Genomic DNA, 22,977 nt, shown 5'->3' with positions numbered 1-22,977 from the left:
ATGTTGCTCAGTTATGTACGGCTGGTGTTGTTTGCAGCGGGTCTGTTGATCGGTGTCCAGGTGCCGGGGTTCATCAACGATTACGCCAAGCGCGTCGAGGCGCACCTGATCGAAGCGCAGACGGGCCTGCGTGGTTTTCAGGGCACGGCCGAGCAGTTTTTCAAAGGCGATATGCAGGCATTGGTTGCGCATTACCGTGCCAGTGAAGACCCGATCTTTCGCAGCGATGCCGACAGCCTGAATACCTTGCTCACCCGACAGGTTGCCTTGGATAAACAGTTTCAGGCGATGCAGGGGCCGTGGTACATCCGCTTCCTGCAGGTAGTACTGGCCGCCGATCCGGACATCCGCAAGGAGACCTGGAATGGCTACAGCTATCAGATTCTGCTGACGCCCGAAGCGATGATCTGGGGCATGAGCGGGGCGTTGCTGCTGTCGTTCGGCATTGAATGCCTGTTCCGCCTGATCGATTGGGTGGTGCTCGGTGGCCGGCGTCTGCGCCAGAGCCGGCCGATCGAAGATCGCGACGTACGTGGCTTGTAAGGCTTAAGACAATCCGCTGAGTCAAGAGGGGATTCTGTGGCAGGGGGATCCTGTGGCGAGGGGATTTATCCCCGTTGGGCTGCGCAGCAGCCCCAAAACCTGCAACTGCGGGGCCTCTGAAAGATCGCATTGGCCGTAATGACGACTGCTGCGCAGCCGAGCGGGGATAAATCCCCTCGCCACGGGATGTGGTCAGTCGGTGAGGGTGATGTAGTCGTTGCCCACCTTGTGCGCATACCCCACCAGCACCTGCTGACACAACGTCACAATCTCCTCGACCCACTCAACCCCGACCCGCCACGACACCACCACTGGCAGATTCGCCGGTTGCTGATCGATGTCGAGCAAGGTCAATTCCCCGCGCGCCAGCTCTTCAGCCACCAGCACCGGTGGCAGCGCGCCAATACCAAAACCATCACGCAGCAATCGGGTAATCGCCGACACCGAATTCACGCAGTTCAAGCGCGGTGCCATGATGCCGTTGGCCTGCATCAGCGCGAGTATGTCCTGGTGCGGTCGTGAGTTTTTCGAGTAGGTGATGATCCGCTCCTGCGCCAGTTCGGCGAGGTCGGCGTAGTCGCGGTTGTAGATCGAGTTGCTGGCGACAATCCAGCCCAGCGGATGGCTGGCCAATTCCAGGCTGCGCACGCTTTCATGGCGTACCAGGTCGGTCTGCAGAATGATATCGAGAAAGCCTTTTTGCAGCTGATCGCAGAGATTCAGCGCGGTATCGGCCACCAGTTCGATTTCCAGCCGCGGATACAGATCGGTGATCTGCGCTACCAACGGGCTGAGCCAGGTATGGATGACCGTGTCCATCACACCGATGCGCACCCGGCCGACCTTGCTCGAGCGGGTCTCGATCGACTGTTTCAGCGCCGCCATGGTGTCGAGCATCTGCTCGGCGTAGTCCAGCACTTTCAGACCTTCCGGCGTCAGGCTGACGCCGCGCGAATCGCGCAGAAACAGCTTCACCCCCAGCTCGCCCTCAAGCACTGCAATGCGGCTGGAAATCGACGCCTGGGTGGTGAACAGCTTGTCGGCGGTCAGGCGAAAACTCTTCAGTCGGGCGACCCAGACAAAGGTCTCGAGAAACTTCAGGTTCATGGGCAAGGCTCGGGTGACAAATTTTTCTTATGCCTAAGGCGGGTTTTTATTCGTTGGACTGCGCAGGGCAGGGCGGCGAAAAATCGGCGCATCCGGTTCCCACGATAGGCGTCGTCGGGGCTGCGAACAAGACCAATAAAAACCTGCGGAGATTTGCCATGAGTGCTCCCGACACCGTCCCTTTACCCAAGCCTGCGGCACGTCCGGGGCCGTTCGACTGGTATCGCAACATCAATCAGCAGGAGCGCCGCACTTTCTGGAGCTGCAAGATCGGCTATGGCCTGGATGGCATGGACACGCAGATGCTCAGCTTCGTCGTGCCGACGCTGATTGCAATGTGGGGCATCACCACCGGTGAAGCCGGACTGATCCACACCAGCACACTGATCGCCTCGGCCATTGGCGGCTGGGTCGCCGGTATTCTCTCTGACCGCATTGGTCGCGTGCGCACCCTGCAACTGACCGTGCTGTGGTTTGCGTTCTTCACTTTCCTCTGCGGCTTCGCACAAAACTACGAACAACTGTTAATTGCCCGCACCCTGATGGGCTTCGGTTTTGGTGGCGAGTGGACCGCCGGCGCCGTGCTGATCGGTGAAGTGATCCGCGCCCAGGATCGCGGCAAAGCGGTGGGCATGGTGCAATCTGGCTGGGCGCTGGGCTGGGGCCTGACGGCGATTCTGTATGCGCTGCTGTTTTCGGTGTTGCCACCGGAAGATGCCTGGCGCGCGCTGTTCATCCTCGGCATCGTGCCGGCGGTGTTCGTGATTTTCGTCCGTCGATTGGTGAAAGATCCGGAGATCTATCGCCAAGCCAAAGCCGCGCAAACGCCTGAGAATCCAGCGAAGTTCTACGAGATTTTTGCCCCGGGCATGCTCTTCACGACCTTTCGCGCTTCGTTGCTGACCACCGGCGCGCTGGGCGGTTACTACGCGATCACGTCCTGGCTGCCAACCTTCCTCAAAAACGAGCGCGGTTTGAGCGTGCTTGGCACTGGCGGTTATCTGGCGATGGTCATCGTCGGCTCCTACGTCGGCTATGTGGTCAGCGCTTATCTGACCGATCTGTTGGGACGCAAAAGAAACTTCATCCTGTTTGCCGTCGGATCCTTCACGATTGTGTTGCTGTACACCCAGATGCCGGTCAGCAACGGTGTGATGCTGTGGCTGGGCTTTCCGCTGGGTTTCTTCGCCTCAGGCATATTCAGCGGCATGGGCGCGTTTCTTACCGAACTGTTCCCCACGCGCATTCGCGGTTCGGGACAGGGCTTCTGCTACAACATCGGTCGAGCGCTGGCAGCGCTGTTTCCCCTGCTGATCGGTCTGCTCAGTCAGAAAGTGCCGCTGAGCATGGGCATCGGTGCCTTCGCGGCGGTGTCCTACGGCGTGGTCATTCTCGCGGCGTTGAGCCTGCCAGAGACGCGGGGCAAGCAACTGGACGCGCAGTAACTGATAACCTGCGGGGCACTGTCCTACAGATAAAAAGACAAGCAGCTACAGGAGTGTTCACCGTGAGCCGCCTGCTATTGAATTGCGACATTGGCGAGAGCTTCGGCAGCTGGACGATGGGTCTGGACGCCGAGGTCATGCCCTTCATCGATTGCGCCAACGTCGCCTGCGGTTTCCATGCCGGTGATCCGAGCATCATGCGCGAAACCGTGGCGCTGGCGCTCAGGCACGGTGTGCAGATTGGCGCGCACCCGGCCTATCAGGATCTGGTCGGTTTCGGTCGCCGCTCCATGGCGTATTCCGCGCAGGAACTGCAAGACATCCTGCATTACCAGATCGGTGCCCTCGACGGCATCTGCAAGGCGCAGGGCGGACGGGTCAGTTACGTCAAGCCCCACGGCGCGATGTACAACGACATGATGGCCAATCCAGCGCAATTGCGTGCGGTCATTCAGGCCGTGACCGCTTATGACCGCAGTCTGCCGTTGATGCTGATGGCAACCCGTGACAACGCGGCGGCGCAGCAGATTGGCGATGAACACGGCGTGACGCTGTGGTTTGAAGCCTTCGCCGATCGCGCCTACGACAGCGCAGGCCGGCTGGTTTCGCGGCAACTGCCCGGCGCGGTGCATCACGACCCCGAAAGCATCGTCGCGCAAGCTTTGACCATCGCCCGTGGCGGCGAGCTCATTGCCAGTGATGGCAGCGCTTTGCACTTGCACGCCAATACCCTCTGCGTACACGGCGACAATGCCAGCTCGGTGGCCGCGGTGCAGCGTATCCGCCAAGCCCTGAATGCGCAGGGCGCGTCATGAATCCAAGGATCGAAGTCGTGGCGGTGGACTGCCTGATGCTACGTCTGTTCGACGACATTGCCGAAGTCAACATGCCATGGATGCTCGCCGCTGCAGAGCGCTTGCGGGCGGGGTTTGGCGCACAGCTCATCGATCTGGTGCCGTCGTATACGACGTTGATGGTGCATTACGATTTGATGGTTTTGTCTCCGGCTCAGGCGCGAGAGCTGATCGCCGATGCGTTGATCGACCTGTCGCCGACTGCACGAACCGGTGGCCGATGTCACGTCTTGCCGGTCTGGTATGACCTGAGTGTCGGCCCGGAACTGAGCCTGTTGGCCGAACGCAGCGGGCTGGCGGTGGAGGAAGTTATTCGTCGCCACAGTGCGCGTGAGTATCAAGTGTTCGCCCTCGGTTTTGCGCCAGGGTTTGCCTTCATGGGTCTGGTCGAAGAAGTTCTGGCAGCACCACGCCTGGACACACCGCGCAAAAAAGTCGCCGCCGGCAGCGTCGGCATCGCCGAGCGACAGACGGCGGCTTATCCGGTGGTATCGCCCGGTGGCTGGAACCTGATCGGGCGCACCCCGGCAAAACTGTTCGATCGCCATCGCGACGGTTACAGCCTGATGCAGCCCGGCGACACGGTACGCTTCGAAGCGGTCGACCACGCCGAATTCGTAAACCTGGGCGGCGACGACACGCCACTGGGGGCGCGGGCATGAGTCGGCTGACGATTGAAGCGAGTACACCGCTGTGCCTGTTGCAAGACGCCGGGCGGTTTGGCGTACGGCATTTGGGCGTGACCCAGGGCGGTGCGGCGGACTGGTGTTCGATGAGCTGGGCCAACTGGCTGCTGGGCAATGGGCTGGATGCCGCGGTGGTAGAAATCACCCTCGGCGGGTTCGCCGTGACGGCTGAGGAGGATTGCCTGCTGGCGCTGGCCGGGGCAGATCTTGGCGCGCAAATCGACGGCCAGCCGCTGGCGCCGTGGCGCAGTTTCGCACTGGCGAAAGGGCAGACATTGCGGCTCACCCAGCCTTTGCTCGGTGCTCGCGCCTACCTCGCAGCGCCCGGTGGTTTTGCCGCGCCGCAGGTGCTGGGCAGCCGTGCCACGGTGGTGCGCGAAGAACTGGGCGGTCTCGATGGGATGGGTTCGCCGCTCGGCAAAGGAGCGACGCTCGGTTATGGCGGGGAAGGGCTGGCGGCGCGTGAAGTGCCTTTGGCGCTGCGGCCGGATTTCACCAGGGACACACCTCTGCATCTGGTACTGGGCGCACAGATTGGTCAGTTCAGCGGGCAGAGTCTGTTTGATGTCTTCAACAGTGCCTGGACGCTGGACAGCCGCGCCGATCGCATGGGCATACGTTTGCTGGGCAAGACGCTGCACTACCAAGGCTTACCGATGATTTCGGAGGGCATTCCGTCAGGAGCATTGCAAGTGCCGCCGGACGGACAGCCGATTGTGTTGCTCAATGATCGGCAGACCATTGGCGGATATCCGCGACTGGGCGCGTTGACACCGCTGGCATTGGCGCGGCTGGCGCAGTGCCTGCCGGGAGCGAAGGTGAGATTGAGGCCGGTGGTGCAGGAAGTGGCTCATCGCGAGCATGTCGCGTATTTGCAGCGCTTTGAAGATCGCTAAAAGCTTCGCGAGCAGGCTCGCTCCCACAGGTAAATGCGTTCCAGTGTGGGAGCGAGCCTGCTCGCGAAGGCGTCGGTCCAGCCAGCGGGATTATTTGGAAAGAAACCGCATCCCTTCCTCAAGCCCGCGCAACGTCAACGGATACATCTGATCCTCGATCAGATCCCGCACGATATTGGTCGAGGAGGTATAACCCCACGTGTCTTTCGGATACGGATTGATCCAGATGAGCTTCTTGTACTTCTCCATGAAGCGCTGCATCCACACATAACCCGGTTCTTCGTTCCAATGCTCGACACTGCCGCCGGCCTGGGTGATTTCATAGGGCGCCATGGCGGCGTCACCGATGAAAATCACTTTGTAGTCGGCGCCGTACTTGTGCAGCAAGTCCTGGGTTGAGGTGCGCTCGGAAGTGCGGCGCATGTTGTTTTTCCACACCGATTCATAAATGAAGTTGTGGAAGTAGAAGTATTCGAGATGCTTGAACTCGGTCTTGCAGGCCGAAAACAGTTCCTCGCAGATCTTCACGTGTGCGTCCATCGAGCCGCCGATGTCGAACAGCAGCAACAGCTTCACCGTGTTGCGGCGCTCCGGGCGCATCTGGATGTTCAGCAGGCCGGCATCCTTGGCGGTATGGTCGATAGTGCCGTCGATGTCGAGCTCTTCCGCCGCGCCCTGGCGGGCAAATTTGCGTAAACGGCGCAGGGCGACCTTGATATTGCGCGTGCCCAGTTCCACCGAGTCGTCGAGGTTCTTGTACTCGCGCTGATCCCAGACTTTCACCGCTTTGCCCTGGCGCTTGCCGGCGTCGCCTACCCGAATGCCTTCGGGGTTGAAACCGCCTGAACCGAACGGGCTGGTGCCGCCAGTGCCGATCCATTTGTTGCCGCCGGCGTGGCGTTCCTTCTGTTCTTCCAGGCGCTTCTTGAATTCTTCAATCAGCTTGTCCAGACCGCCGAGGGACTGAATTTGCGCGCGTTCTTCGTCGGTCAGCGAACGCTCGAATTCCTTGCGCAGCCAATCTTCGGGAATCAGCGCCTGCAAGTGATCGTCGAGTTTCTCCAGACCGTTGAAGTAGGCGCCGAACGCCCGGTCGAACTTGTCGAAATGGCGCTCGTCCTTCACCAGAATCGCCCGCGACAGGTAATAAAACTCGTCCATATCGGCGAAGGTCACGCGCTGTTTCAGCGCATTGATCAGGTCGAGCAGTTCGCGCACCGACACCGGCACCTTGGCTGCACGCATTTCGTTGAACAGGTTGAGCAGCATGACGATGGCCTTATCGAGAGCCGCGACGGCTCATGAATGCAAGGCGCTCAAGCAACTGCACGTCTTGCTCGTTCTTTACCAGCGCGCCTGCCAGCGGCGGAATCGCCTTGGTCGGATCGCGCTCGCGCAGCACCGCTTCGCCGATATTGTCGGCCATCAGCAGCTTCAGCCAGTCGACCAGCTCTGATGTCGAAGGCTTTTTCTTCAGGCCCGGCACCTTGCGCACGTCGAAGAACACGTCCAGCGCTTCGCTGACCAGATCCTTTTTGATGTCCGGGTAATGCACGTCAACGATTTTCTGCAGCGTGGTGCGGTCGGGGAACGCGATGTAGTGGAAGAAGCAGCGGCGCAGGAACGCATCCGGCAGCTCTTTCTCGTTGTTGGAGGTAATGATGATGATCGGGCGCTTTTTGGCCTTGATGGTCTCGTCGATCTCGTAAACGTAGAACTCCATCTTGTCGAGTTCTTGCAGCAGGTCGTTGGGGAATTCGATGTCGGCCTTGTCGATTTCGTCGATCAGCAGAATGACCCGCTCCTCGGACTCGAAGGCCTCCCACAGCTTGCCCTTCTTCAGGTAATTGCGCACGTCGTGGACTTTTTCATTGCCCAGTTGCGAGTCGCGCAAGCGGCTGACCGCGTCGTACTCGTACAGACCTTGATGAGCCTTGGTGGTCGACTTGATGTGCCAGGTGATCAGCCTGGCGCCGAACGATTCGGCCAGTTGCTCGGCAAGCATGGTCTTGCCGGTGCCCGGCTCGCCCTTGACCAGCAGCGGTCGCTCCAGGGTGATGGCGGCGTTGACGGCCAGCTTCAGGTCATCGGTGGCGACGTAGGCCTGGGTGCCTTCGAACTTCATCTGTTAATCCTCGAACGGTAACGCTGACCTTACGGGCAGGGCGGGGCGAAATAATCGGATGCCCGACTATAACGCGCAGTCCGGTCGACTGTGAACGCAGACGGCTTATTCAGTCTCTGAATGGAGCGTCACATGTTGACTCAGTCTCGGCGGATGGCCAGTATTCACATTGGCCTGTCTGGGCTGGGATTCGCTGCAACAGCGCTCATCAATAGCGGCTGAGGACACTGGTCGATATGTCGTCAGCCGCAAAACTTAACCCTCATCCGGCGTCGGCCGCTCGTACCGCGCATTGAAGGCCTGGATAAATCCATTACGCAAAATCTGCAAGAACGCTTCGAAGGCGTTGACGTTTTGCTGGTGGACATTGCCGCTGAGTTCGACGCGGGTGGCGAACTGGTTTTTGTTCTGGTTTTTCAGCGCGGTTTCGGTGCCGCCGACCAATGCTTCCCAGATTGAGCGGAACAGGCCCTTGTTCTCGTTCTCGACGTCCTGCTGCCAGTTGAACACGTCGACGTCGCGCAGCAGGGGTTTGATATAGCCGGTCAGGCGAGCGTTCTCTGCCTTGGCTTCAATTACCACATCACCGTGGCCGGCATTGAAATCGAATTTGCCGTAGGCCGCGGCGAAGTCGTTCATGCGCTTGAGCTCGATGTTGCGAGCGCGCAGGCGAAATTCGAAGTTTTCGAAGTTGCTCAGCGGGTCGAATGTCGCGGTGGTTTCCATTGGCGCGTGGCCGAGCAGCAGGGCCTTGCCTTCGAAACGGGCGTCACGCTTGCCCTCCTTGTCGACCACGTTGGTCAGGTTGTAAAAACTGGCGTTGACGTTGCTGGCATTCAGGTTTACCGGCGGTTTGGAATTGAAGTTGCGGAACGTGACGCGACCATCGTTGATCTGCACCTCATCGAGCGTAATCGGCAACAATTTGCCCAATTGCTCGCGCCAGTCGGTGCCCTGACCGGTCTGCGAGTTCTGTTTGTTGGCGCCGCCATCGACGAAGTTGATCTCAGGGTTGAGGAATTGCACCTGTGCGACCACGGCATGGTCGTACCACAGTGAATGCCAGCTGACTGACAGGTCGATCAGCGGTGCGTCGACGAAGGGCACCGGCACCTTGCCGTCGACCTTGACGATTTTCAGGCCGTTGATTTTGTACGCGCCGCGCCACAGCGCCAGATCGACATCGGTGATCTGGCCGCGGTAATCGCCCATGTCCGCCAGCTTGTCATTGAGGTAGTCGCGCACCAGATAAGGCAGGGCGATGTGCAGGGCGACCAGCAGCACAACGACCCCGGCGAGGGTCCAGAGCGGCCAACTGTAACGACGCTTCATGATGGTTCCTTGGTCAGGGTTCCTTGATGACTCAATGCGATTGACTGCCGGCATTCGCAGACGTTCGACCCGACTGGACTGTGATGGACAACAGGCTTACCTTGAAAAGCTGAATTCAACGCTGCACAAGGACCCAGCCATGAGCCGTATATTCGCTGACAACGCCCACTCCATCGGCAATACGCCGTTGGTACAGATCAACCGCATCGCGCCGCGTGGCGTGACCATTCTGGCCAAGATCGAGGGGCGCAACCCCGGTTACTCGGTGAAGTGCCGGATCGGCGCGAACATGATCTGGGATGCCGAAAGCAGCGGCAGACTCAAGCCAGGCATGACCATTGTCGAACCCACTTCAGGCAACACCGGTATCGGCCTGGCCTTCGTTGCCGCTGCGCGCGGGTACAAATTGATGTTGACCATGCCGGCTTCGATGAGTATCGAACGTCGCAAGGTGCTGAAGGCATTGGGCGCAGAACTGGTGCTGACCGAACCGGCCAAAGGCATGAAAGGCGCCATCGAGAAAGCTACTGAAATCGTTGCCAGCGATGTCGGCAAGTACTTCATGCCGGCGCAGTTCGATAACCCGGCCAACCCGGCGATTCACGAAAAGACCACAGGCCCGGAAATCTGGAACGATACGGATGGTGCGGTTGACGTGCTGGTCGCCGGCGTCGGCACCGGCGGAACCATCACCGGTGTTTCGCGGTATATCAAGAACACGGCGGGTAAACCGATTCTGTCGGTGGCGGTCGAGCCGGTCTCGTCCCCGGTGATCACCCAGGCGCTGGCAGGCGAAGAGATCAAGCCGAGCCCGCACAAGATCCAGGGCATCGGCGCCGGATTTGTGCCGAAAAACCTCGATTTGTCGATGGTCGACCGGGTCGAGCAGGTCACCGACGAAGAATCGAAAGCCATGGCCCTGCGCCTGATGCAGGAAGAAGGGATTTTGTGCGGGATATCCTGCGGTGCAGCCATGGCGGTCGCGGTGCGCCTGGCAGAAACCCCGGAGATGCAAGGCAAGACCATCGTGGTGATTTTGCCGGACTCGGGCGAGCGCTATCTGTCGAGCATGTTGTTCAGTGACCTGTTCACCGAGCAGGAAACCCAGCAATAAAGCGGATCGCAGCCGCCGGCGCTGCCGAGGGCTGCGATCTTTGAGGCTTTTTGATGCAGGTCAGCCAGGGTTCAGGAGTCGCATGTTAATAAATGCTTTGTTGCGCAGCGCTTGATACTGAATCTTCTGTCAGGCGGGTTTTTCCCGAGGCCGGTAGTGTTTATCATGGCCGGCTGCCATGTCGGGTAAAGGGCATTGTGCAGCGTTGTCTTTATTCAAGGAGTTGTTGATGACCTTTTCGTTTGCCGCCAAGGCGTTTGTGCTGTTGCTGTTTCTGGGCAGCACGCTCTTTGTGCATTTGCGCGGCAGGGCGCGTTTGCCGGTCCTGCGTCAGTTCGTCAACCACTCGGCGCTGTTCGCACCGTACAACGCCTTGATGTACCTGTTTTCGGGCGTGCCGTCCAAGCCGTATCTGGATCGCAGCAAGTTTCCTGAGCTCGATGTCCTGCGCGAAAACTGGCAAACCATCCGCGACGAAGCCATGCACCTGTTCGACGAGGGCTATATACGCGCCGCCGAGAAGAACAACGACGCCGGTTTCGGCTCGTTCTTCAAGAAGGGCTGGAAGCGTTTCTATCTCAAGTGGTACGACAAACCGCTGCCATCGGCCGAGGCGCTGTGCCCGAAAACCGTGGCGCTGGTCAGTGCGATTCCCAACGTCAAAGGCGCAATGTTCGCCTTGCTGCCGGGCGGCAGTCACCTCAACCCGCACCGCGACCCCTTCGCCGGCTCGCTGCGTTATCACTTGGGGTTATCGACGCCGAATTCCGACGATTGCCGGATTTTCGTCGACGGTCAGGTGTATGCCTGGCGCGACGGCGAAGACGTCATGTTCGACGAGACCTACGTGCATTGGGTCAAGAATGAAACCGAGCAGACCCGCGTGATCCTTTTCTGCGATATCGAACGTCCCCTGAGCAACCGCTTCATGACGCGCATCAACCGCTTTATCAGCGGCTGGCTCGGCCGCGCCACCGCGCCACAGAACCTCGATGACGAACGCGTTGGCGGTATCAATCAGGCTTATGCCTGGAGCAAGCGTTTCAGCGACCGGTTCAGCGGCATGGTCAAACAGTGGAAACGCCGCCATCCCAAGGCCTACCGCGTGATGCGGCCGGTGTTGGCGGTGCTGGTGCTGACGTTGTTGGGGTATTGGTTGTTTGGTTGAAGTCGGACCAGAAATAAAAAACCGCTCCTTTGGAGCGGTTTTTTTCAGAGTCGGCCAGCAGCAAGCACACAGGGCTCGTCTTCGATGCCGTTGATTACCAGTTGCAAAAGACGCCGTTGACTGGCTGTCAATGCACGATCAGCCGATCCTTTGGTTTTCAGCGACCTGACTATCGTCTCGGGAGGTCTTTTTCTTGATTTACTCATAGCCCCTCCCGTTTTGGTTATTAACTGATTGGTTTTCACAGTACTGGATTCTCCAAGGTTTTGACAAGGCGGCCTTCAATGTCGAAGCTGAAACCCAGCGTCTGATAGACGGATATCGCACCGCTCAACGGTTCTTGTATTTCGATGACATCGCAGCCGATGAATTGCGCAAAGTATTCAATGATGATCATCGCTAACACTCCTATCCGGTTTTTTAAAGGATGTGTTCCACCAGGGCGCCCCTCTAACCTGACAATTCGTAATCTTCGTCGACTATTGTTCGGGTTCGCAAAGCACAGGCCGCAGAGCAGCCCATCGAACCAGATAGAGAAATCCAGGGAGCGTGGCTCACGCGCTTTCCATGCGATGACTTCATGCCAGGAAAAGTATGGGTCTTCCCATAGTTCCAAGGCATTCAGCGCCTGCCTGTTTATAGGTTCGAATCGAATCAGGGATAAATCCATAATCGAAGCGTCGGCCGTCTTGAGTTGACCCTGTAAGCAGGCGAGATGCGAAGCTGCCCGCTTCCGCGCCTCTGACCGATACAACTGATACCGCAAATACGTCCGTTCCCTTGGCATGTAATCCCGTGCATTCCATGTCTCCTGACAATCCGCTGTCACCGCCAATCACCCTAATCACCCAGCGCCGCACAGTCGCTACCGGCCCTTTGCCCAAGTCATTGCAATCTGTGTCCTGCGCTGGTTATAGTCAGCTCGTGTGAGCCGCCGTGCTCACGCTTTCATCTCTCAATGAAGATCTGTATCCATGCCTGCATCCCTCATCAACGCGGTAGTCGATTCAGCGGTCAACGCTGGCGTCGTGCCGTGCGGGAATCAGCAGCCTGCGCAGATCAGCCATTACCCCCCACCTGTCAGTAGCACGCCGGTGTGCGCAGTCGTAGCGCCGCCGGGCGTCGGTGTTCCGGGCTGATCGGCCGTTTCTGCCGACTCCCGCGCCCGCCACAAAAACCTACTGAATTTCAGCTTCGGCTGAGTTGGCTATTTGCCTGACTACAGGTGGTATTCATGTTTGTCCTTTCGAAACAATCCGCGCTCGCGGCGGCGTCCACGAGCCTGTTCGTTCTGCTGTGGAGCAGCGGGGCGATCTTCTCCAAATGGGGCCTGGCCCATGCTTCGCCCTTTGCCTTTCTACTGATTCGCTTCGCGATCGCGCTGTGCGGGCTGTTGCTGCTGGCGCCGCTGCTGAAATTGAGGTGGCCCAAGGGCGGCAAACCGATGCTGTTTGCGATCGCCACGGGGCTGGTGTTGCTTGGCGCCTATCAGATTTTTTATCTGCTGGCGCTCGACTGCAAAGTCACCCCGGGGGTGATGGCGACGATCATGGGCGTGCAGCCGATCCTCACCGTCGTGCTGATGGAGCGTCAACGGTCGGCGAGCCGCCTGTTCGGGCTGGCCCTGGGGCTGGCCGGTCTGATCATGGTGGTCTATCAAGGCATCGGTCTTGCCGGCATGTCCTGGACTGGCATGTTGTTCGGACTGCTGGCGCTGGCGAGCATGACACTCGGCTCGATCATGCAGAAACGCATCACCGACAATCCCCTCGGCACGCTGCCGGTGCAGTATCTGGCCGGGTTGCTGCTGTGCGCGGTTTTCGTACCGTTTCAGCCATTCCACTTCGAGCACAGCAGCGGTTTTGTCGTGCCGGTTTTGTGGATGGGTCTGGTCGTCTCGGTGCTGGCGACGCTGTTGCTGTATCGCCTGATCGCGCGGGGTAACCTGGTCAACGTCACCAGCCTGTTCTATCTGGTGCCGGCGGTGACAGCGGTGATGGATTACCTGATTTTTGGTAATCGGCTGGCGGCGTTGAGTGTGTTGGGGATGGTGTTGATTATTGTTGGATTGGCTTTTGTGTTCCGTAAGACCCATTAGTTAGTCGTCAGGCAGGCGGCGCTTGTTGCGCCGCCTTCGCGAGCAGGCTCGCTCCCACAGGAAAATGCATTTCAATGTGGGAGCGAGCCTGCTCGCGAATGTCTGCGAAAAAACTCTAACGGACTGACACGTGCGCCGGCTTCAACACCAGCCACAACGCCGCTGCAATCAACACCCCACCATAAACATGCGCCATCGACAGCGGCTCATCGAGCAACAACGCCCCCCACAACACGCCAAACGGCGGGATCATGAAGGTCACGGTCATCGACTTTACCGGGCCGATCGAGCTGAGCAGGCGGAAATAAATGATGTAGGCAAACGCCGTGCAACCCAGGCCTAGGCCAAGCAGCGACAGCCAGACGCTCCAGCCGCCCCAACTGACCGGCGGAGCGCTGATGACGCTATAACCGAACAACGGCAGCAAAAACAACGTTGCGCCCAGCATACTGCCCAGCGCCGACAGACGGCTGTCCAGCCCGCCCGCCTGATCCAGCCAGCGCCGTGCGAGGAATCCGGCGAAACCGTAGCAGGTAGTCGCCAGCAGGCAGGCGACCGCCCCCAGCAGCAGTTGCAGATCGAACGCCACCGGCCCGGCACGGGTCAGCACGCCGACCCCGAACAGACCGAGGAACACCCCCGCCAATTTCGCCGCCGAGAGTTTTTCACTGAAAAACAGTCCGCCAATCAGCACGCCCATCAGCGGCGTGGTGGCGTTGAAAATCGCCGAATACCCGGCCGGCAGCACTTGCGCGGCCACCGAGTACAGCGTTGCCGGGATCGCCGAATTGATCACGCCCAGCAACATCACTGTTTTCAGCTTGCCCTTGAAATCCCAGCTGATGCGCATCAGGCCCAGAATCACCAGCAGGCCTGCGGCGGCGATCGACACGCGGAAAAAACCGGTCGGAATGGTGCCGATCACTGGCGCAATAATGCGCATGAACAGAAAACTCGCGCCCCAGATAGCGGCCAGCGACAACATGCGGAAAATATCGACGGGGCTCACGGGCGGCTCCTGGCTTGATCGGGACGAGAGTGTTGCCGAGGGGCCTGGCGATGGCAACCGTAATTCGGGCAATTAATTGTCTCGGCGAAAAATACCGCACCGTACGTCCGGGTTCGGCTTTTGGCCGATATTGCACTTCTCCAAAGGCCCGTTCCGTGGCTAAGCTCAAGCTTTCGAGCGCACGCAGAGGTTCCATCTATGCCGCAGCAATGGCCAGCCACCGACATCGCCCGCATGATCCTCGATGGCTTTGACGATTACCGCGAGCATTTCCGCCGGATCACCGACGGCGCCCGGGAGCGTTTCGAGCAGGCGCGCTGGCAGGAAATACAAACCGCATCGGCGGCGCGGATCAACCTCTACGAGGAAAAGGTCGGCGAAACCATTGCCCGCCTGCGCGAGTATTTTGATGACGAGACGCTGATGAATGTCAGCTGCTGGCCGCTGGTGAAAAGCGCCTATATCAGTGTCATCGACCTGCGCTTCGACGATGAACTGTCCGAGACCTGGTACAACTCGATCTTCTGCGGGCTGTTCAGCCACGACTTGATCAGCGACGGCTGCATGTTCATCCACACCACGCGTCCGAGCCTGCGCCGTGCCCGGGCTGCGCAAACGCGCACGTACAAGCCGCAGGGGCAGTTATCGGCGATGCTTGCGAGCATTTTCGCCGACTATCGCTTCAGCGAGGATTACGCCGACCTGCCAGGCGACGTGCATCGCCTCGAAGCGCAATTGCGTGAAAACCTGCCGGACTGGGTGTGCAAGGACCCGGAACTGAGCGTCGAGCTGTTTTCCTCGGTGCTGTACCGCAACAAGGGCGCGTACCTGGTCGGGCGCATCTACACCCGCGACGAACAGTGGCCGCTGGTGATTCCGCTGTTGCATCGCGAAGGGCGCGGGATTCAGATCGACGCGTTGATCACCGACGAAGCTGACGTGTCGATCATCTTCTCCTTCACCCGCTCCTATTTCATGGTCGACGTGCCGGTGCCGGCGGAATTTATCGGATTTCTGCGGCGCATTCTGCCCGGCAAGCACATCGCCGAGCTGTACACCTCGATCGGCTTCTACAAGCATGGCAAGTCGGAATTTTACCGCGCGCTGATCAATCACCTGGCCAACACCGACGACCAATTCATCATGGCCCCGGGCGTGCGTGGCATGGTCATGAGCGTGTTTACCCTGCCGGGCTTCAATACCGTGTTCAAGATCATCAAGGACCGATTCTCGCCCTCGAAAAACGTCGACCGCGCCACGGTCATCGAGAAGTATCGACTGGTGAAAAGTGTCGACCGGGTCGGCCGCATGGCCGATACCCAGGAGTTCGCCGATTTTCGTTTTCCGCTGAGCAAATTCGATCCGGCATGCCTCGAGGAATTGCTCGAAGTCGCGCCGTCCACGGTCTCGGTCGAAGGCGAAAGCGTGCTGATCCGCCACTGCTGGACCGAGCGCCGGATGACCCCGCTCAACCTTTATCTGGAAAACGCCAACGACGCGCAGGTACGTGAAGCGCTTGAGGACTACGGTCTGGCGATCAAGCAATTGGCGGCGGCGAATATTTTCCCCGGCGACATGCTGCTGAAAAACTTCGGCGTCACCCGCCACGGCCGAGTGGTGTTTTATGACTACGACGAAATCTGCTTTCTGACCGAAGCCAATTTTCGCCACATCCCGGCACCGCGCACACCGGAAGACGAAATGGCCTCTGAACCGTGGTATTCGATCGGGCCGCTGGATGTGTTTCCCGAGGAGTTCCCGCCGTTTCTGTTTGCCGACGCCGGGCAGCGCAAGCTGTTCGATCAGTTGCATGGCGAGTTGTACAACGCCGATTACTGGAAGAGCCTGCAAGAGGCGATTCGTGCCGGTAAAGTCATCGACGTGTTCCCGTATCGGCGCAAGGGCCTTGATAACGAATAACAAAAAGCAGCTGCAAGCGGCAAGCTTCAAGCTGCAAGTTAAAAGCCGCAGTGACTTGCAGCTTGTAGCTTGCCGCTAATAGCTGCTTTTCTGCGACAATCCGCCCCCTGCACAAATAGACGACCGAATTGCCTACCCGATGACCGACGAATCGCCCTCCATCGACAAACTGCTGAAAAATCTCGATCACGCCATGCTCGCCGACCGTCACCGGCTGCGGCGGCAGTTGCTTGAGCTGCGCAAGAAACCCGACGAAGCCAAACTGGCGCAGTGGGTGACGCGCATGCAGGCGTCCTGTGATCAGGTGCTGGCGCGCCGCGCCAGCCTGCCGGTGATCCGTTACGACGACAGTTTGCCGATTGCCGCCAAGCGCGACGAGATCAAAAAGGCCCTGGAGCAACATCAGGTGCTGATCATCGCCGGCGAGACCGGTTCGGGCAAAACCACGCAATTGCCGAAAATCTGTCTGGAGATCGGTCGCGGCCAGCACGGTCTGATCGGCCATACCCAGCCGCGTCGGATCGCCGCGCGCAGCGTTGCCAGTCGCGTTGCCGAGGAGCTTGGCACACCGCTCGGTGCACTGGTCGGCTATCAGGTGCGCTTTGAAGACCAGAGCGATGCCAACACCCTGATCAAACTGATGACCGACGGCATCCTGCTCGCGGAAACCCAGAACGACCGTTACCTCGAACGCTACGACACGATCATCGTCGACGAAGCCCACGAGCGCAGCCTCAACATCGACTTCCTTCTCGGCTATCTGAAAACCCTGCTGCCGCGGCGTCCCGACCTGAAAGTCATCATCACTTCGGCGACCATCGACCTGGAGCGCTTCTCCAGGCATTTCGACGATGCGCCGATTGTCGAGGTGTCGGGTCGTACCTTTCCGGTTGAAACCTGGTATCGACCGCTGACCCTGGAGCAGGACGAAGAGGGCAACCGCGTCGAGGACGACCTGACGGTTGACCAGGCGATCCTCGCCACCCTCGACGAAATCGCCGCGTACGAGCGCAGCGAACGCCGCAGTCCGGGTGACGTGCTGGTATTCCTGCCGGGTGAGCGCGAGATTCGCGACGCCGCCGACATGCTGCGCAAGGCCCAGCTCAAACACACCGAAATCCTGCCGCTGTACGCGCGCCTGTCGCCGGCCGAGCAGCAGCGGATTTTCCAGTCGCACCCGGGCCGCCGCGTGGTACTGGCGACCAACGTTGCCGAGACCTCGCTGACCGTGCCGGGGATTCGCTACGTGATCGACAGCGGCACCGCGCGCATCAGCCGCTACAGCTACCGCGCCAAGGTCCAGCGTCTGCCGATCGAAGCGATTTCCCAGGCCAGTGCCAATCAGCGTAAGGGCCGTTGCGGGCGGGTCGAGCCGGGCATCTGCGTGCGTTTGTACAGCGAGGAAGATTTCCTCGGTCGTCCGGAATTTACCGATCCGGAAATTCTGCGCACCAACCTCGCCGCCGTGATTTTGCAGATGCTGCACCTGCGCCTCGGCGAAATTACCGCGTTCCCGTTTATCGAGCCGCCGGACGGCAAGGCGATCAGCGACGGCTTCAATTTGCTGCAAGAGCTTTCGGCGGTGGATCGCAACAGCCAACTGACGCCACTCGGTCGGCAGTTGGCGCGCTTGCCGGTGGATCCGCGCATGGGCCGCATGCTGCTCGAAGCGGCAAAACTTGGCAGTCTGCAGGAAGTGCTGATCGTCGCCAGCGCCATGTCGATTCAGGATCCGCGCGAGCGACCGCCGGAACGTCAGCAAGCCGCCGATCAGGCCCATGCGCAATGGAAGGACCCTGACTCGGATTTCGCCGGACTGGTCAATTTGTGGCGTGGTTTCGAAGAGCAACGCCAGGCGCTGACCGCCAGCCCGTTGCGCAACTGGTGCCGAAAGAATTTCCTCAATTATCTGCGTCTGCGTGAATGGCGTGATTCCCACCGCCAGTTGAGTCTGATCTGCCGCGACATGCAGTTGAGCCTGAATAAAGAGCCGGCGGATTATCCGAAGCTGCACAAAGCGGTGCTGGTCGGCCTGCTCAGTCAGATCGGTCAGAAAACCGAGGACGGCGATTACCTCGGCGCGCGTCAGCGGCGTTTCTGGATTCACCCCTCTTCAGGCATCGGCAAGAAGCGCCCGCAGTGGTTGATGACCGCCGAACTGGTGGAAACCACCAAGCTCTACGCGCGCATGGTCGCCAAGATCGATGCCGACTGGATCGAACCGCTGGCCGGGCACCTGATCAAGAAAAACCACTTCGAACCGCACTGGGAAAAGAAGCGCGGCCAGGTCGTGGCGTACGAGCAGATCACCCTGTTCGGGCTGATCGTGGTCGGTCGTCGTCCGGTGCATTACGGTCCGGTGGACCCAGTGGTCTCGCGTGAGCTGTTTATCCGCGAAGGCCTGGTGCGCGGCGAGATTCAGTCGCGGGCCAAATGCCTGAGCGCCAATCAGAAGCTGCTCGAGCAGCTCGACGAACTGGAAGCCAAGGCCCGGCGCCGCGACATCCTCGCTGACGAAGAAACCTTGTACGCCTTCTACGATGCGCGTTTGCCGGCGGAGATCCACCAGACCGCGACCTTCGACAGTTGGTACAAGGTCAACAGCCAGAAAGACCCGCAGTTGTTGATCATGCGCGAAGAAGACGTGCTGGCCCGCGAGGCCAGCGAAGTCACCGCCCGCGATTACCCGGATACGCTGCACATCGGCGATCTGGAGCTGGCGCTGACTTACCACTTCGAACCGAATCACCCGCGCGATGGCGTGACCTTGCGCGTACCGGCGCCGCTGCTGCCGATGCTGCCGCCGGAACGTCTGGAATGGCTGGTGCCGGGGCTGATCGAGGCCAAGTGCATTGCGCTGGTGCGCAACCTGCCGAAAGCTCTGCGCAAAAACTTCGTGCCGGTACCGGACTTCATCAAAGCCGCGTTGCAACGCATGACCTTCGCCGACGGCTCGCTGCCGCAAGTGCTCGGCCGCGAGCTGCTGCGCATGACCGGCGCGCGGGTCAGCGATGAAGCGTGGGCGGAAGCTGCGCAACAGGTCGAAAGCCATCTGCGCATGAACCTGGAAATCGTCGACGGCCAAGGCAAGTTCCTCGGTGAAGGTCGCGATCTGGCCGAGCTGACCGCACGCTTTGCCGAAGCCAGTCAGGCCGCACTGGCGGTGCCGCAGAGTGCGAAAAGCCAGCAACCGGTCGAGGCGAAAGTCTTCGCGCCGGTGGCGGAAAAGACTCAGCAGAAGATCGCCGGGCTGTCGATGACGGTGTACCCGGCGCTGGTGGAAGAGGGCGGAACGGTCAAGGAAGGGCGTTTCTCCACCCCGGCCGAAGCCGAGTTCCAGCATCGCCGTGCCTTGCAGCGCTTGTTGATGCAACAACTGGCCGAGCCGGCGAAATTCCTGCGTGGCAAGTTGCCGGGGCAGACAGAGCTGGGGCTGCTGTATCGCGAGCTGGGCCGGGTCGATGCACTGATCGAAGACATTTTGCTGGCCAGCCTCGACAGCTGCATTCTCGAAGGCGAAGACCCGTTGCCCCGCGACGGCGCCGGGTTGGCCGCACTGGCCGAGCGCAAGCGTGGCAACTGGACCGAGCATGCCGAGCGCGTGGCGCGGTTGACCCTGGAAATCCTCAAGATCTGGCACGGCCTGCAAAAGCGCTTCAAGGGCAAGATCGATCTTGCTCAGGCAGTGGCGCTCAACGACATCAAGCAGCAGATCGGCCATCTGGTCTATCCGGGCTTCGTCCGTGAAACGCCGATGCAGTGGCTCAAGGAACTGCCGCGTTATCTGAAGGCGGTCGAGCAGCGTTTCGAGAAACTCGGCGCGCAAGTACAGAAGGACCGGGTCTGGAGCGGCGAACTCGCCGGCCTGTGGGCGCAATACCAGACCCGCGCGGCCAAGCATGCGCAGGAAGGCAAACGCGATCCGCAGCTGGAGTTGTACCGCTGGTGGCTGGAGGAATACCGCGTGTCGCTGTTTGCCCAGCAGTTGGGCACGAAAGTACCGATCTCCGACAAGCGCCTGAACAAACAGTGGAGCCAGGTAGAGCCCTGATTTTCAGGCTTGCACAATCCCCCTCTGGGAGCGGGTTTTGTGGCGAGGGGATTTATCCCCGTTGGGTGGCGAAGCCGCCCCAAAAGCTACAACCTCGGTTCATCAGTTATACCGAGCGTGGTGGGTTGGCGACTGCTTCGCAGTCGAACGGGGATAAATCCCCTCGCCACAGAGTTGAGTTCATATAGTGAACGGCAGTTGTGCTTGGGAATGGCGCCAAAACCTCGGGTTTATGGCAAACTTCGCCACCATAACCCGCCGTTTCGCGACCCAGAGCCTTCGGCCGTGTCGCGCCGCGGAATAAAACGATGCCAGGTTTGCGTCCCCCGGATGGGAATAGACCCTTTGCGTGTTGGTACGACGGTTCCAGCACTTTCTGCCTGAACAGATTAGAGAAACGACCATGCATAACGTCGTCATCAGCGGCACCGGCCTGTACACACCGGCCAACAGCATCTCCAACGAAGAGCTGGTGCAGTCTTTCAATACCTATGTCGCGCAGTTCAATGCGGACAACGCCGAGGCCATCGCTCGCGGTGAAGTCCAGGCCCTGACCGAATCCAGTGCCGCGTTCATCGAAAAAGCCTCGGGCATCAAGAGCCGCTTTGTCATGGACAAGGACGGTATCCTTGATCCGCAACGCATGGCCCCGCGCCTGCCGGAGCGTTCCAACGACGAATGGTCGGTGCTGTGTCAGATGGCCATCGGCGCTGCCGAGCAAGCCTTGCAACGTGCCGGCAAGACCGCCGCTGACATCGACGGCGTCATCGTTGCCTGCTCCAACCTGCAACGCGCTTATCCGGCCATCGCCATCGAAGTCCAGGAAGCGCTGGGCATTCAGGGCTTCGGTTTCGACATGAACGTGGCGTGTTCTTCGGCGACGTTTGGCATTCAGGCCGCGGCCAACAGCGTGCAACTGGGTCAGGCGCGGGCGATCCTGATGGTCAACCCGGAAGTCTGCACCGGTCACCTGAACTTCCGTGACCGCGACAGCCATTTCATCTTTGGTGACGCGGCGACTGCGGTGATCATCGAGCGCGCGGATCTGGCGACGTCGAAATATCAGTTTGACGTGGTCAGCACCAAGCTGCTGACCAAGTTCTCCAACAACATCCGCAACAACTTCGGTTTCCTCAACCGCGCCGCCGAGGAGGGCATCGGCGCCCCCGACAAGCTGTTCGTGCAGGAAGGCCGCAAGGTGTTCAAGGACGTCTGCCCGATGGTCGCCGAACTGATCGGTGCACACCTGCAAGAGAACCAGCTCAACGTTGCCGATGTGAAACGCTTCTGGCTGCACCAGGCCAACCTGAGCATGAATCACCTGATCGTGCGCAAGCTGCTGGGCCGCGAGGCCACCGAAGAAGAAGCTCCGGTGATTCTCGATACTTACGCCAATACCAGCTCTGCGGGCTCGGTGATTGCCTTCCACAAAAATCAGGATGATCTGGCGTCGGGTTCGCTGGCCGTGCTGAGTTCGTTCGGTGCCGGTTACTCGATCGGTAGCGTGATTCTGCGCAAGCGCTGAAACAGGTTAATTTCCCCTTAATCGCGTCGCTCTTTCCTACATCCGAAGCGGCTGAAACGCTGTACTTTTTCGGAGATGGCGGCAGGTGAATACCTGCCGCGTTCATTTTCGAAGTCCGGACAAGAGGATTGATGGATGGCGGCTGACGACACCCAACTGCTCGCGCGCTTGCTGGCGGGGGAGCAACAGGCGTTCAAGGAAGTGGTCACCACTTATCAAAGCGCCATGCGCGCGGTGGCTTATGCGATTGTCGGCCAGCGTCATGTCGAAGAAGTGGTGCAGGATGCCTGGCTGTCGGTGGTGCGCCATTTGGGTAGCTTCGAGGGCCGATCCAGTCTCAAGACCTGGTTGCTGACCATCACCGCCAACTCGGCCAAGAGTCGCTACAAGCTCAATCGCCGGGAAGTGCTGATGGACGATCTGCCGGCGCCGCACGGCACCCTTGGCGATGAACGCTTCTCTTCAAGCGACGGGCATTGGCTGGTCGAGCCTTTCGCCTGGCACCAGGACACTCCCGAAGCACTGCTGACCGAAAATGAACTGCGCGAATGCCTCGAGCATACCTTGCTGAGCCTCTCTGAGTTGCAAAGCAGCGTGTTGCTGTTGCGCGAACGGCAGGGCCTGGAGCTGGATGAAATCTGTAATCTTCTTGAAATATCGCTCTCCAATGTCCGCGTGCTGCTGCACCGGGCGCGCTTGAAGGTCTTTGCGACCGTGGAACATTTTGAGGAGACGGGAGAATGTTGACCTGCAAGGAGCAAGTGGCACGATCCAGCGATTATCTCGACGGCCAACTGAGCTTTCGCGAGACGCTGATGGTGCGTCATCACCTGTTGTTCTGCCCCAACTGTCGGCGTTTCATGCGGCAGATGCGCTTGATGCAGGCGACGCTTAAAGCCATGCCGGAACAGCCTGACGAGGATGTCGATGCGCTGGCCGAGCGCTTGGCCGAGCATCGCCGTAACAACAGTCCTTGATGGACATGTGGCGAGGGAGCTTGCTCCCGCTGGGTCGCAAAGCGGCCCCCGCTTTACAAAAGCAGAGGACTGTTTCGCAGTCCAGCGGGAGCAAGCTCCCTCGCCACAGATCATATGGATAACCCAA

20 protein-coding genes are annotated in these 22,977 nt (G+C 59.7%); 14 read left to right on the top strand and 6 right to left on the bottom strand.

Annotated features, from left to right (window positions below):
* On the top strand, nt 1-543 hold the full coding sequence (locus tag HU765_RS11165) for a DUF2937 family protein (RefSeq protein WP_034153178.1): 543 nt from the start codon (nt 1-3) through the stop codon (nt 541-543).
* Between the two features lie 192 nt (nt 544-735).
* Here HU765_RS11165 and HU765_RS11160 read toward each other — a convergent pair whose 3' ends face one another.
* Nucleotides 736-1,650: a LysR family transcriptional regulator gene (locus HU765_RS11160; protein WP_186620422.1), complete on the bottom strand. Its 915-nt coding sequence runs from the start codon at nt 1,648-1,650 to the stop codon at nt 736-738.
* Nucleotides 1,651-1,808: 158 nt separating this feature from the next.
* Here HU765_RS11160 and HU765_RS11155 point away from each other — a divergent pair, with 158 nt between their 5' ends.
* From HU765_RS11155 to HU765_RS11140, 4 genes are all read left to right on the top strand, one after another.
* Nucleotides 1,809-3,095, top strand: a complete 1,287-nt coding sequence (locus HU765_RS11155) for an MFS transporter (protein ID WP_186548810.1) — start codon at nt 1,809-1,811, stop codon at nt 3,093-3,095.
* A 62-nt stretch (nt 3,096-3,157) separates the two neighbouring features.
* Nucleotides 3,158-3,910, top strand: coding sequence for a 5-oxoprolinase subunit PxpA (locus HU765_RS11150; protein WP_186620420.1), 753 nt, complete (start codon nt 3,158-3,160; stop codon nt 3,908-3,910).
* The gene (gene pxpB / locus HU765_RS11145) at nt 3,907-4,611 is read left to right on the top strand and encodes a 5-oxoprolinase subunit PxpB (protein WP_186620418.1); all 705 of its coding nucleotides are present in this window, start codon (nt 3,907-3,909) and stop codon (nt 4,609-4,611) included. Before HU765_RS11150 ends, pxpB begins: the two co-directional genes overlap by 4 nt.
* Entirely contained in the window at nt 4,608-5,531 is a 924-nt protein-coding gene (locus tag HU765_RS11140) for a biotin-dependent carboxyltransferase family protein (protein ID WP_186548804.1), read from the top strand. Before pxpB ends, HU765_RS11140 begins: the two co-directional genes overlap by 4 nt.
* A 90-nt stretch (nt 5,532-5,621) precedes the next feature.
* Here the strand turns inward: HU765_RS11140 and HU765_RS11135 are convergent, their stop codons facing one another.
* From HU765_RS11135 to HU765_RS11125, 3 genes are all read right to left on the bottom strand, one after another.
* Nucleotides 5,622-6,800 carry a VWA domain-containing protein gene (locus tag HU765_RS11135; protein WP_007956512.1) on the bottom strand — a complete coding sequence of 393 codons (1,179 nt, stop codon included), beginning with the start codon at nt 6,798-6,800 and terminating at the stop codon, nt 5,622-5,624.
* A gap of 10 nt (nt 6,801-6,810) precedes the next feature.
* Nucleotides 6,811-7,656, bottom strand: a complete 846-nt coding sequence (locus tag HU765_RS11130; RefSeq protein WP_186548802.1) for a MoxR family ATPase — start codon at nt 7,654-7,656, stop codon at nt 6,811-6,813.
* Nucleotides 7,657-7,911: 255 nt separating this feature from the next.
* On the bottom strand, nt 7,912-8,988 hold the full coding sequence (locus HU765_RS11125; protein ID WP_186620417.1) for a DUF748 domain-containing protein: 1,077 nt from the start codon (nt 8,986-8,988) through the stop codon (nt 7,912-7,914).
* A gap of 139 nt (nt 8,989-9,127) precedes the next feature.
* Between HU765_RS11125 and cysK the strand changes: the two genes are divergently transcribed.
* Together cysK and HU765_RS11115 are read left to right on the top strand one after the other, a co-directional pair.
* Entirely contained in the window at nt 9,128-10,102 is a 975-nt protein-coding gene (cysK, locus tag HU765_RS11120; RefSeq protein WP_186548798.1) for a cysteine synthase A, read from the top strand.
* A 229-nt stretch (nt 10,103-10,331) separates the two neighbouring features.
* A complete protein-coding gene (locus tag HU765_RS11115; RefSeq protein WP_186548796.1) occupies nt 10,332-11,270 on the top strand; it encodes an aspartyl/asparaginyl beta-hydroxylase domain-containing protein in 939 nt (312 codons plus the stop codon).
* A gap of 241 nt (nt 11,271-11,511) precedes the next feature.
* Here HU765_RS11115 and HU765_RS11110 read toward each other — a convergent pair whose 3' ends face one another.
* A complete protein-coding gene (locus HU765_RS11110) occupies nt 11,512-11,940 on the bottom strand; it encodes a hypothetical protein (RefSeq protein WP_346727529.1) in 429 nt (142 codons plus the stop codon).
* A 304-nt stretch (nt 11,941-12,244) separates the two neighbouring features.
* Here HU765_RS11110 and HU765_RS11105 point away from each other — a divergent pair, with 304 nt between their 5' ends.
* Nucleotides 12,245-12,409: a hypothetical protein gene (locus tag HU765_RS11105; protein WP_186620414.1), complete on the top strand. Its 165-nt coding sequence runs from the start codon at nt 12,245-12,247 to the stop codon at nt 12,407-12,409.
* Between the two features lie 95 nt (nt 12,410-12,504).
* On the top strand, nt 12,505-13,368 hold the full coding sequence (locus HU765_RS11100) for a DMT family transporter (RefSeq protein ID WP_186620412.1): 864 nt from the start codon (nt 12,505-12,507) through the stop codon (nt 13,366-13,368).
* A gap of 115 nt (nt 13,369-13,483) precedes the next feature.
* Here the strand turns inward: HU765_RS11100 and HU765_RS11095 are convergent, their stop codons facing one another.
* Entirely contained in the window at nt 13,484-14,377 is an 894-nt protein-coding gene (locus HU765_RS11095; RefSeq protein WP_186620410.1) for an EamA family transporter, read from the bottom strand.
* A 198-nt stretch (nt 14,378-14,575) separates the two neighbouring features.
* Between HU765_RS11095 and aceK the strand changes: the two genes are divergently transcribed.
* The 5 genes from aceK (at nt 14,576) to HU765_RS11070 (ending at nt 22,850) form a co-directional block, all read left to right on the top strand.
* Entirely contained in the window at nt 14,576-16,297 is a 1,722-nt protein-coding gene (aceK, locus tag HU765_RS11090) for a bifunctional isocitrate dehydrogenase kinase/phosphatase (protein WP_186620408.1), read from the top strand.
* A gap of 139 nt (nt 16,298-16,436) precedes the next feature.
* On the top strand, nt 16,437-20,348 hold the full coding sequence (gene hrpA / locus HU765_RS11085) for an ATP-dependent RNA helicase HrpA (protein ID WP_186620406.1): 3,912 nt from the start codon (nt 16,437-16,439) through the stop codon (nt 20,346-20,348).
* Between the two features lie 403 nt (nt 20,349-20,751).
* Nucleotides 20,752-21,873: a beta-ketoacyl-ACP synthase III gene (locus tag HU765_RS11080; RefSeq protein ID WP_186548782.1), complete on the top strand. Its 1,122-nt coding sequence runs from the start codon at nt 20,752-20,754 to the stop codon at nt 21,871-21,873.
* Between the two features lie 135 nt (nt 21,874-22,008).
* Nucleotides 22,009-22,620 carry a sigma-70 family RNA polymerase sigma factor gene (locus HU765_RS11075; RefSeq protein ID WP_186620403.1) on the top strand — a complete coding sequence of 204 codons (612 nt, stop codon included), beginning with the start codon at nt 22,009-22,011 and terminating at the stop codon, nt 22,618-22,620.
* Complete coding sequence (locus HU765_RS11070) at nt 22,614-22,850, top strand: zf-HC2 domain-containing protein (RefSeq protein ID WP_186620401.1); 237 nt, start codon at nt 22,614-22,616, stop codon at nt 22,848-22,850. The genes HU765_RS11075 and HU765_RS11070 overlap by 7 nt, the downstream gene beginning before the upstream one ends.
* Nucleotides 22,851-22,977 lie beyond the last annotated feature (127 nt).

Source organism: Pseudomonas sp. SWRI81, assembly GCF_014268545.1.
GTDB classification, from domain to species: domain Bacteria; phylum Pseudomonadota; class Gammaproteobacteria; order Pseudomonadales; family Pseudomonadaceae; genus Aquipseudomonas; species Aquipseudomonas hamedanensis.
The sequence above is the reverse complement of the archived record's forward strand: the minus strand, read 5'-3'. Positions and strand labels throughout refer to the sequence as shown.

Coding starts and splice junctions, on each gene's coding strand:
- HU765_RS11165 (WP_034153178.1), top strand. CDS start 1: ATGTTGCTCAGTTATGTACGGCTGGTGTTGTTTGCAGCGGGTCTGTTG.
- HU765_RS11160 (WP_186620422.1), bottom strand. CDS start 1,650: ATGAACCTGAAGTTTCTCGAGACCTTTGTCTGGGTCGCCCGACTGAAG.
- HU765_RS11155 (WP_186548810.1), top strand. CDS start 1,809: ATGAGTGCTCCCGACACCGTCCCTTTACCCAAGCCTGCGGCACGTCCG.
- pxpB (WP_186620418.1), top strand. CDS start 3,907: ATGAATCCAAGGATCGAAGTCGTGGCGGTGGACTGCCTGATGCTACGT.
- HU765_RS11140 (WP_186548804.1), top strand. CDS start 4,608: ATGAGTCGGCTGACGATTGAAGCGAGTACACCGCTGTGCCTGTTGCAA.
- HU765_RS11135 (WP_007956512.1), bottom strand. CDS start 6,800: ATGCTGCTCAACCTGTTCAACGAAATGCGTGCAGCCAAGGTGCCGGTG.
- HU765_RS11130 (WP_186548802.1), bottom strand. CDS start 7,656: ATGAAGTTCGAAGGCACCCAGGCCTACGTCGCCACCGATGACCTGAAG.
- HU765_RS11125 (WP_186620417.1), bottom strand. CDS start 8,988: ATGAAGCGTCGTTACAGTTGGCCGCTCTGGACCCTCGCCGGGGTCGTT.
- cysK (WP_186548798.1), top strand. CDS start 9,128: ATGAGCCGTATATTCGCTGACAACGCCCACTCCATCGGCAATACGCCG.
- HU765_RS11115 (WP_186548796.1), top strand. CDS start 10,332: ATGACCTTTTCGTTTGCCGCCAAGGCGTTTGTGCTGTTGCTGTTTCTG.
- HU765_RS11110 (WP_346727529.1), bottom strand. CDS start 11,940: ATGGATTTATCCCTGATTCGATTCGAACCTATAAACAGGCAGGCGCTG.
- HU765_RS11105 (WP_186620414.1), top strand. CDS start 12,245: ATGCCTGCATCCCTCATCAACGCGGTAGTCGATTCAGCGGTCAACGCT.
- HU765_RS11100 (WP_186620412.1), top strand. CDS start 12,505: ATGTTTGTCCTTTCGAAACAATCCGCGCTCGCGGCGGCGTCCACGAGC.
- aceK (WP_186620408.1), top strand. CDS start 14,576: ATGCCGCAGCAATGGCCAGCCACCGACATCGCCCGCATGATCCTCGAT.
- hrpA (WP_186620406.1), top strand. CDS start 16,437: ATGACCGACGAATCGCCCTCCATCGACAAACTGCTGAAAAATCTCGAT.
- HU765_RS11080 (WP_186548782.1), top strand. CDS start 20,752: ATGCATAACGTCGTCATCAGCGGCACCGGCCTGTACACACCGGCCAAC.
- HU765_RS11075 (WP_186620403.1), top strand. CDS start 22,009: ATGGCGGCTGACGACACCCAACTGCTCGCGCGCTTGCTGGCGGGGGAG.
- HU765_RS11070 (WP_186620401.1), top strand. CDS start 22,614: ATGTTGACCTGCAAGGAGCAAGTGGCACGATCCAGCGATTATCTCGAC.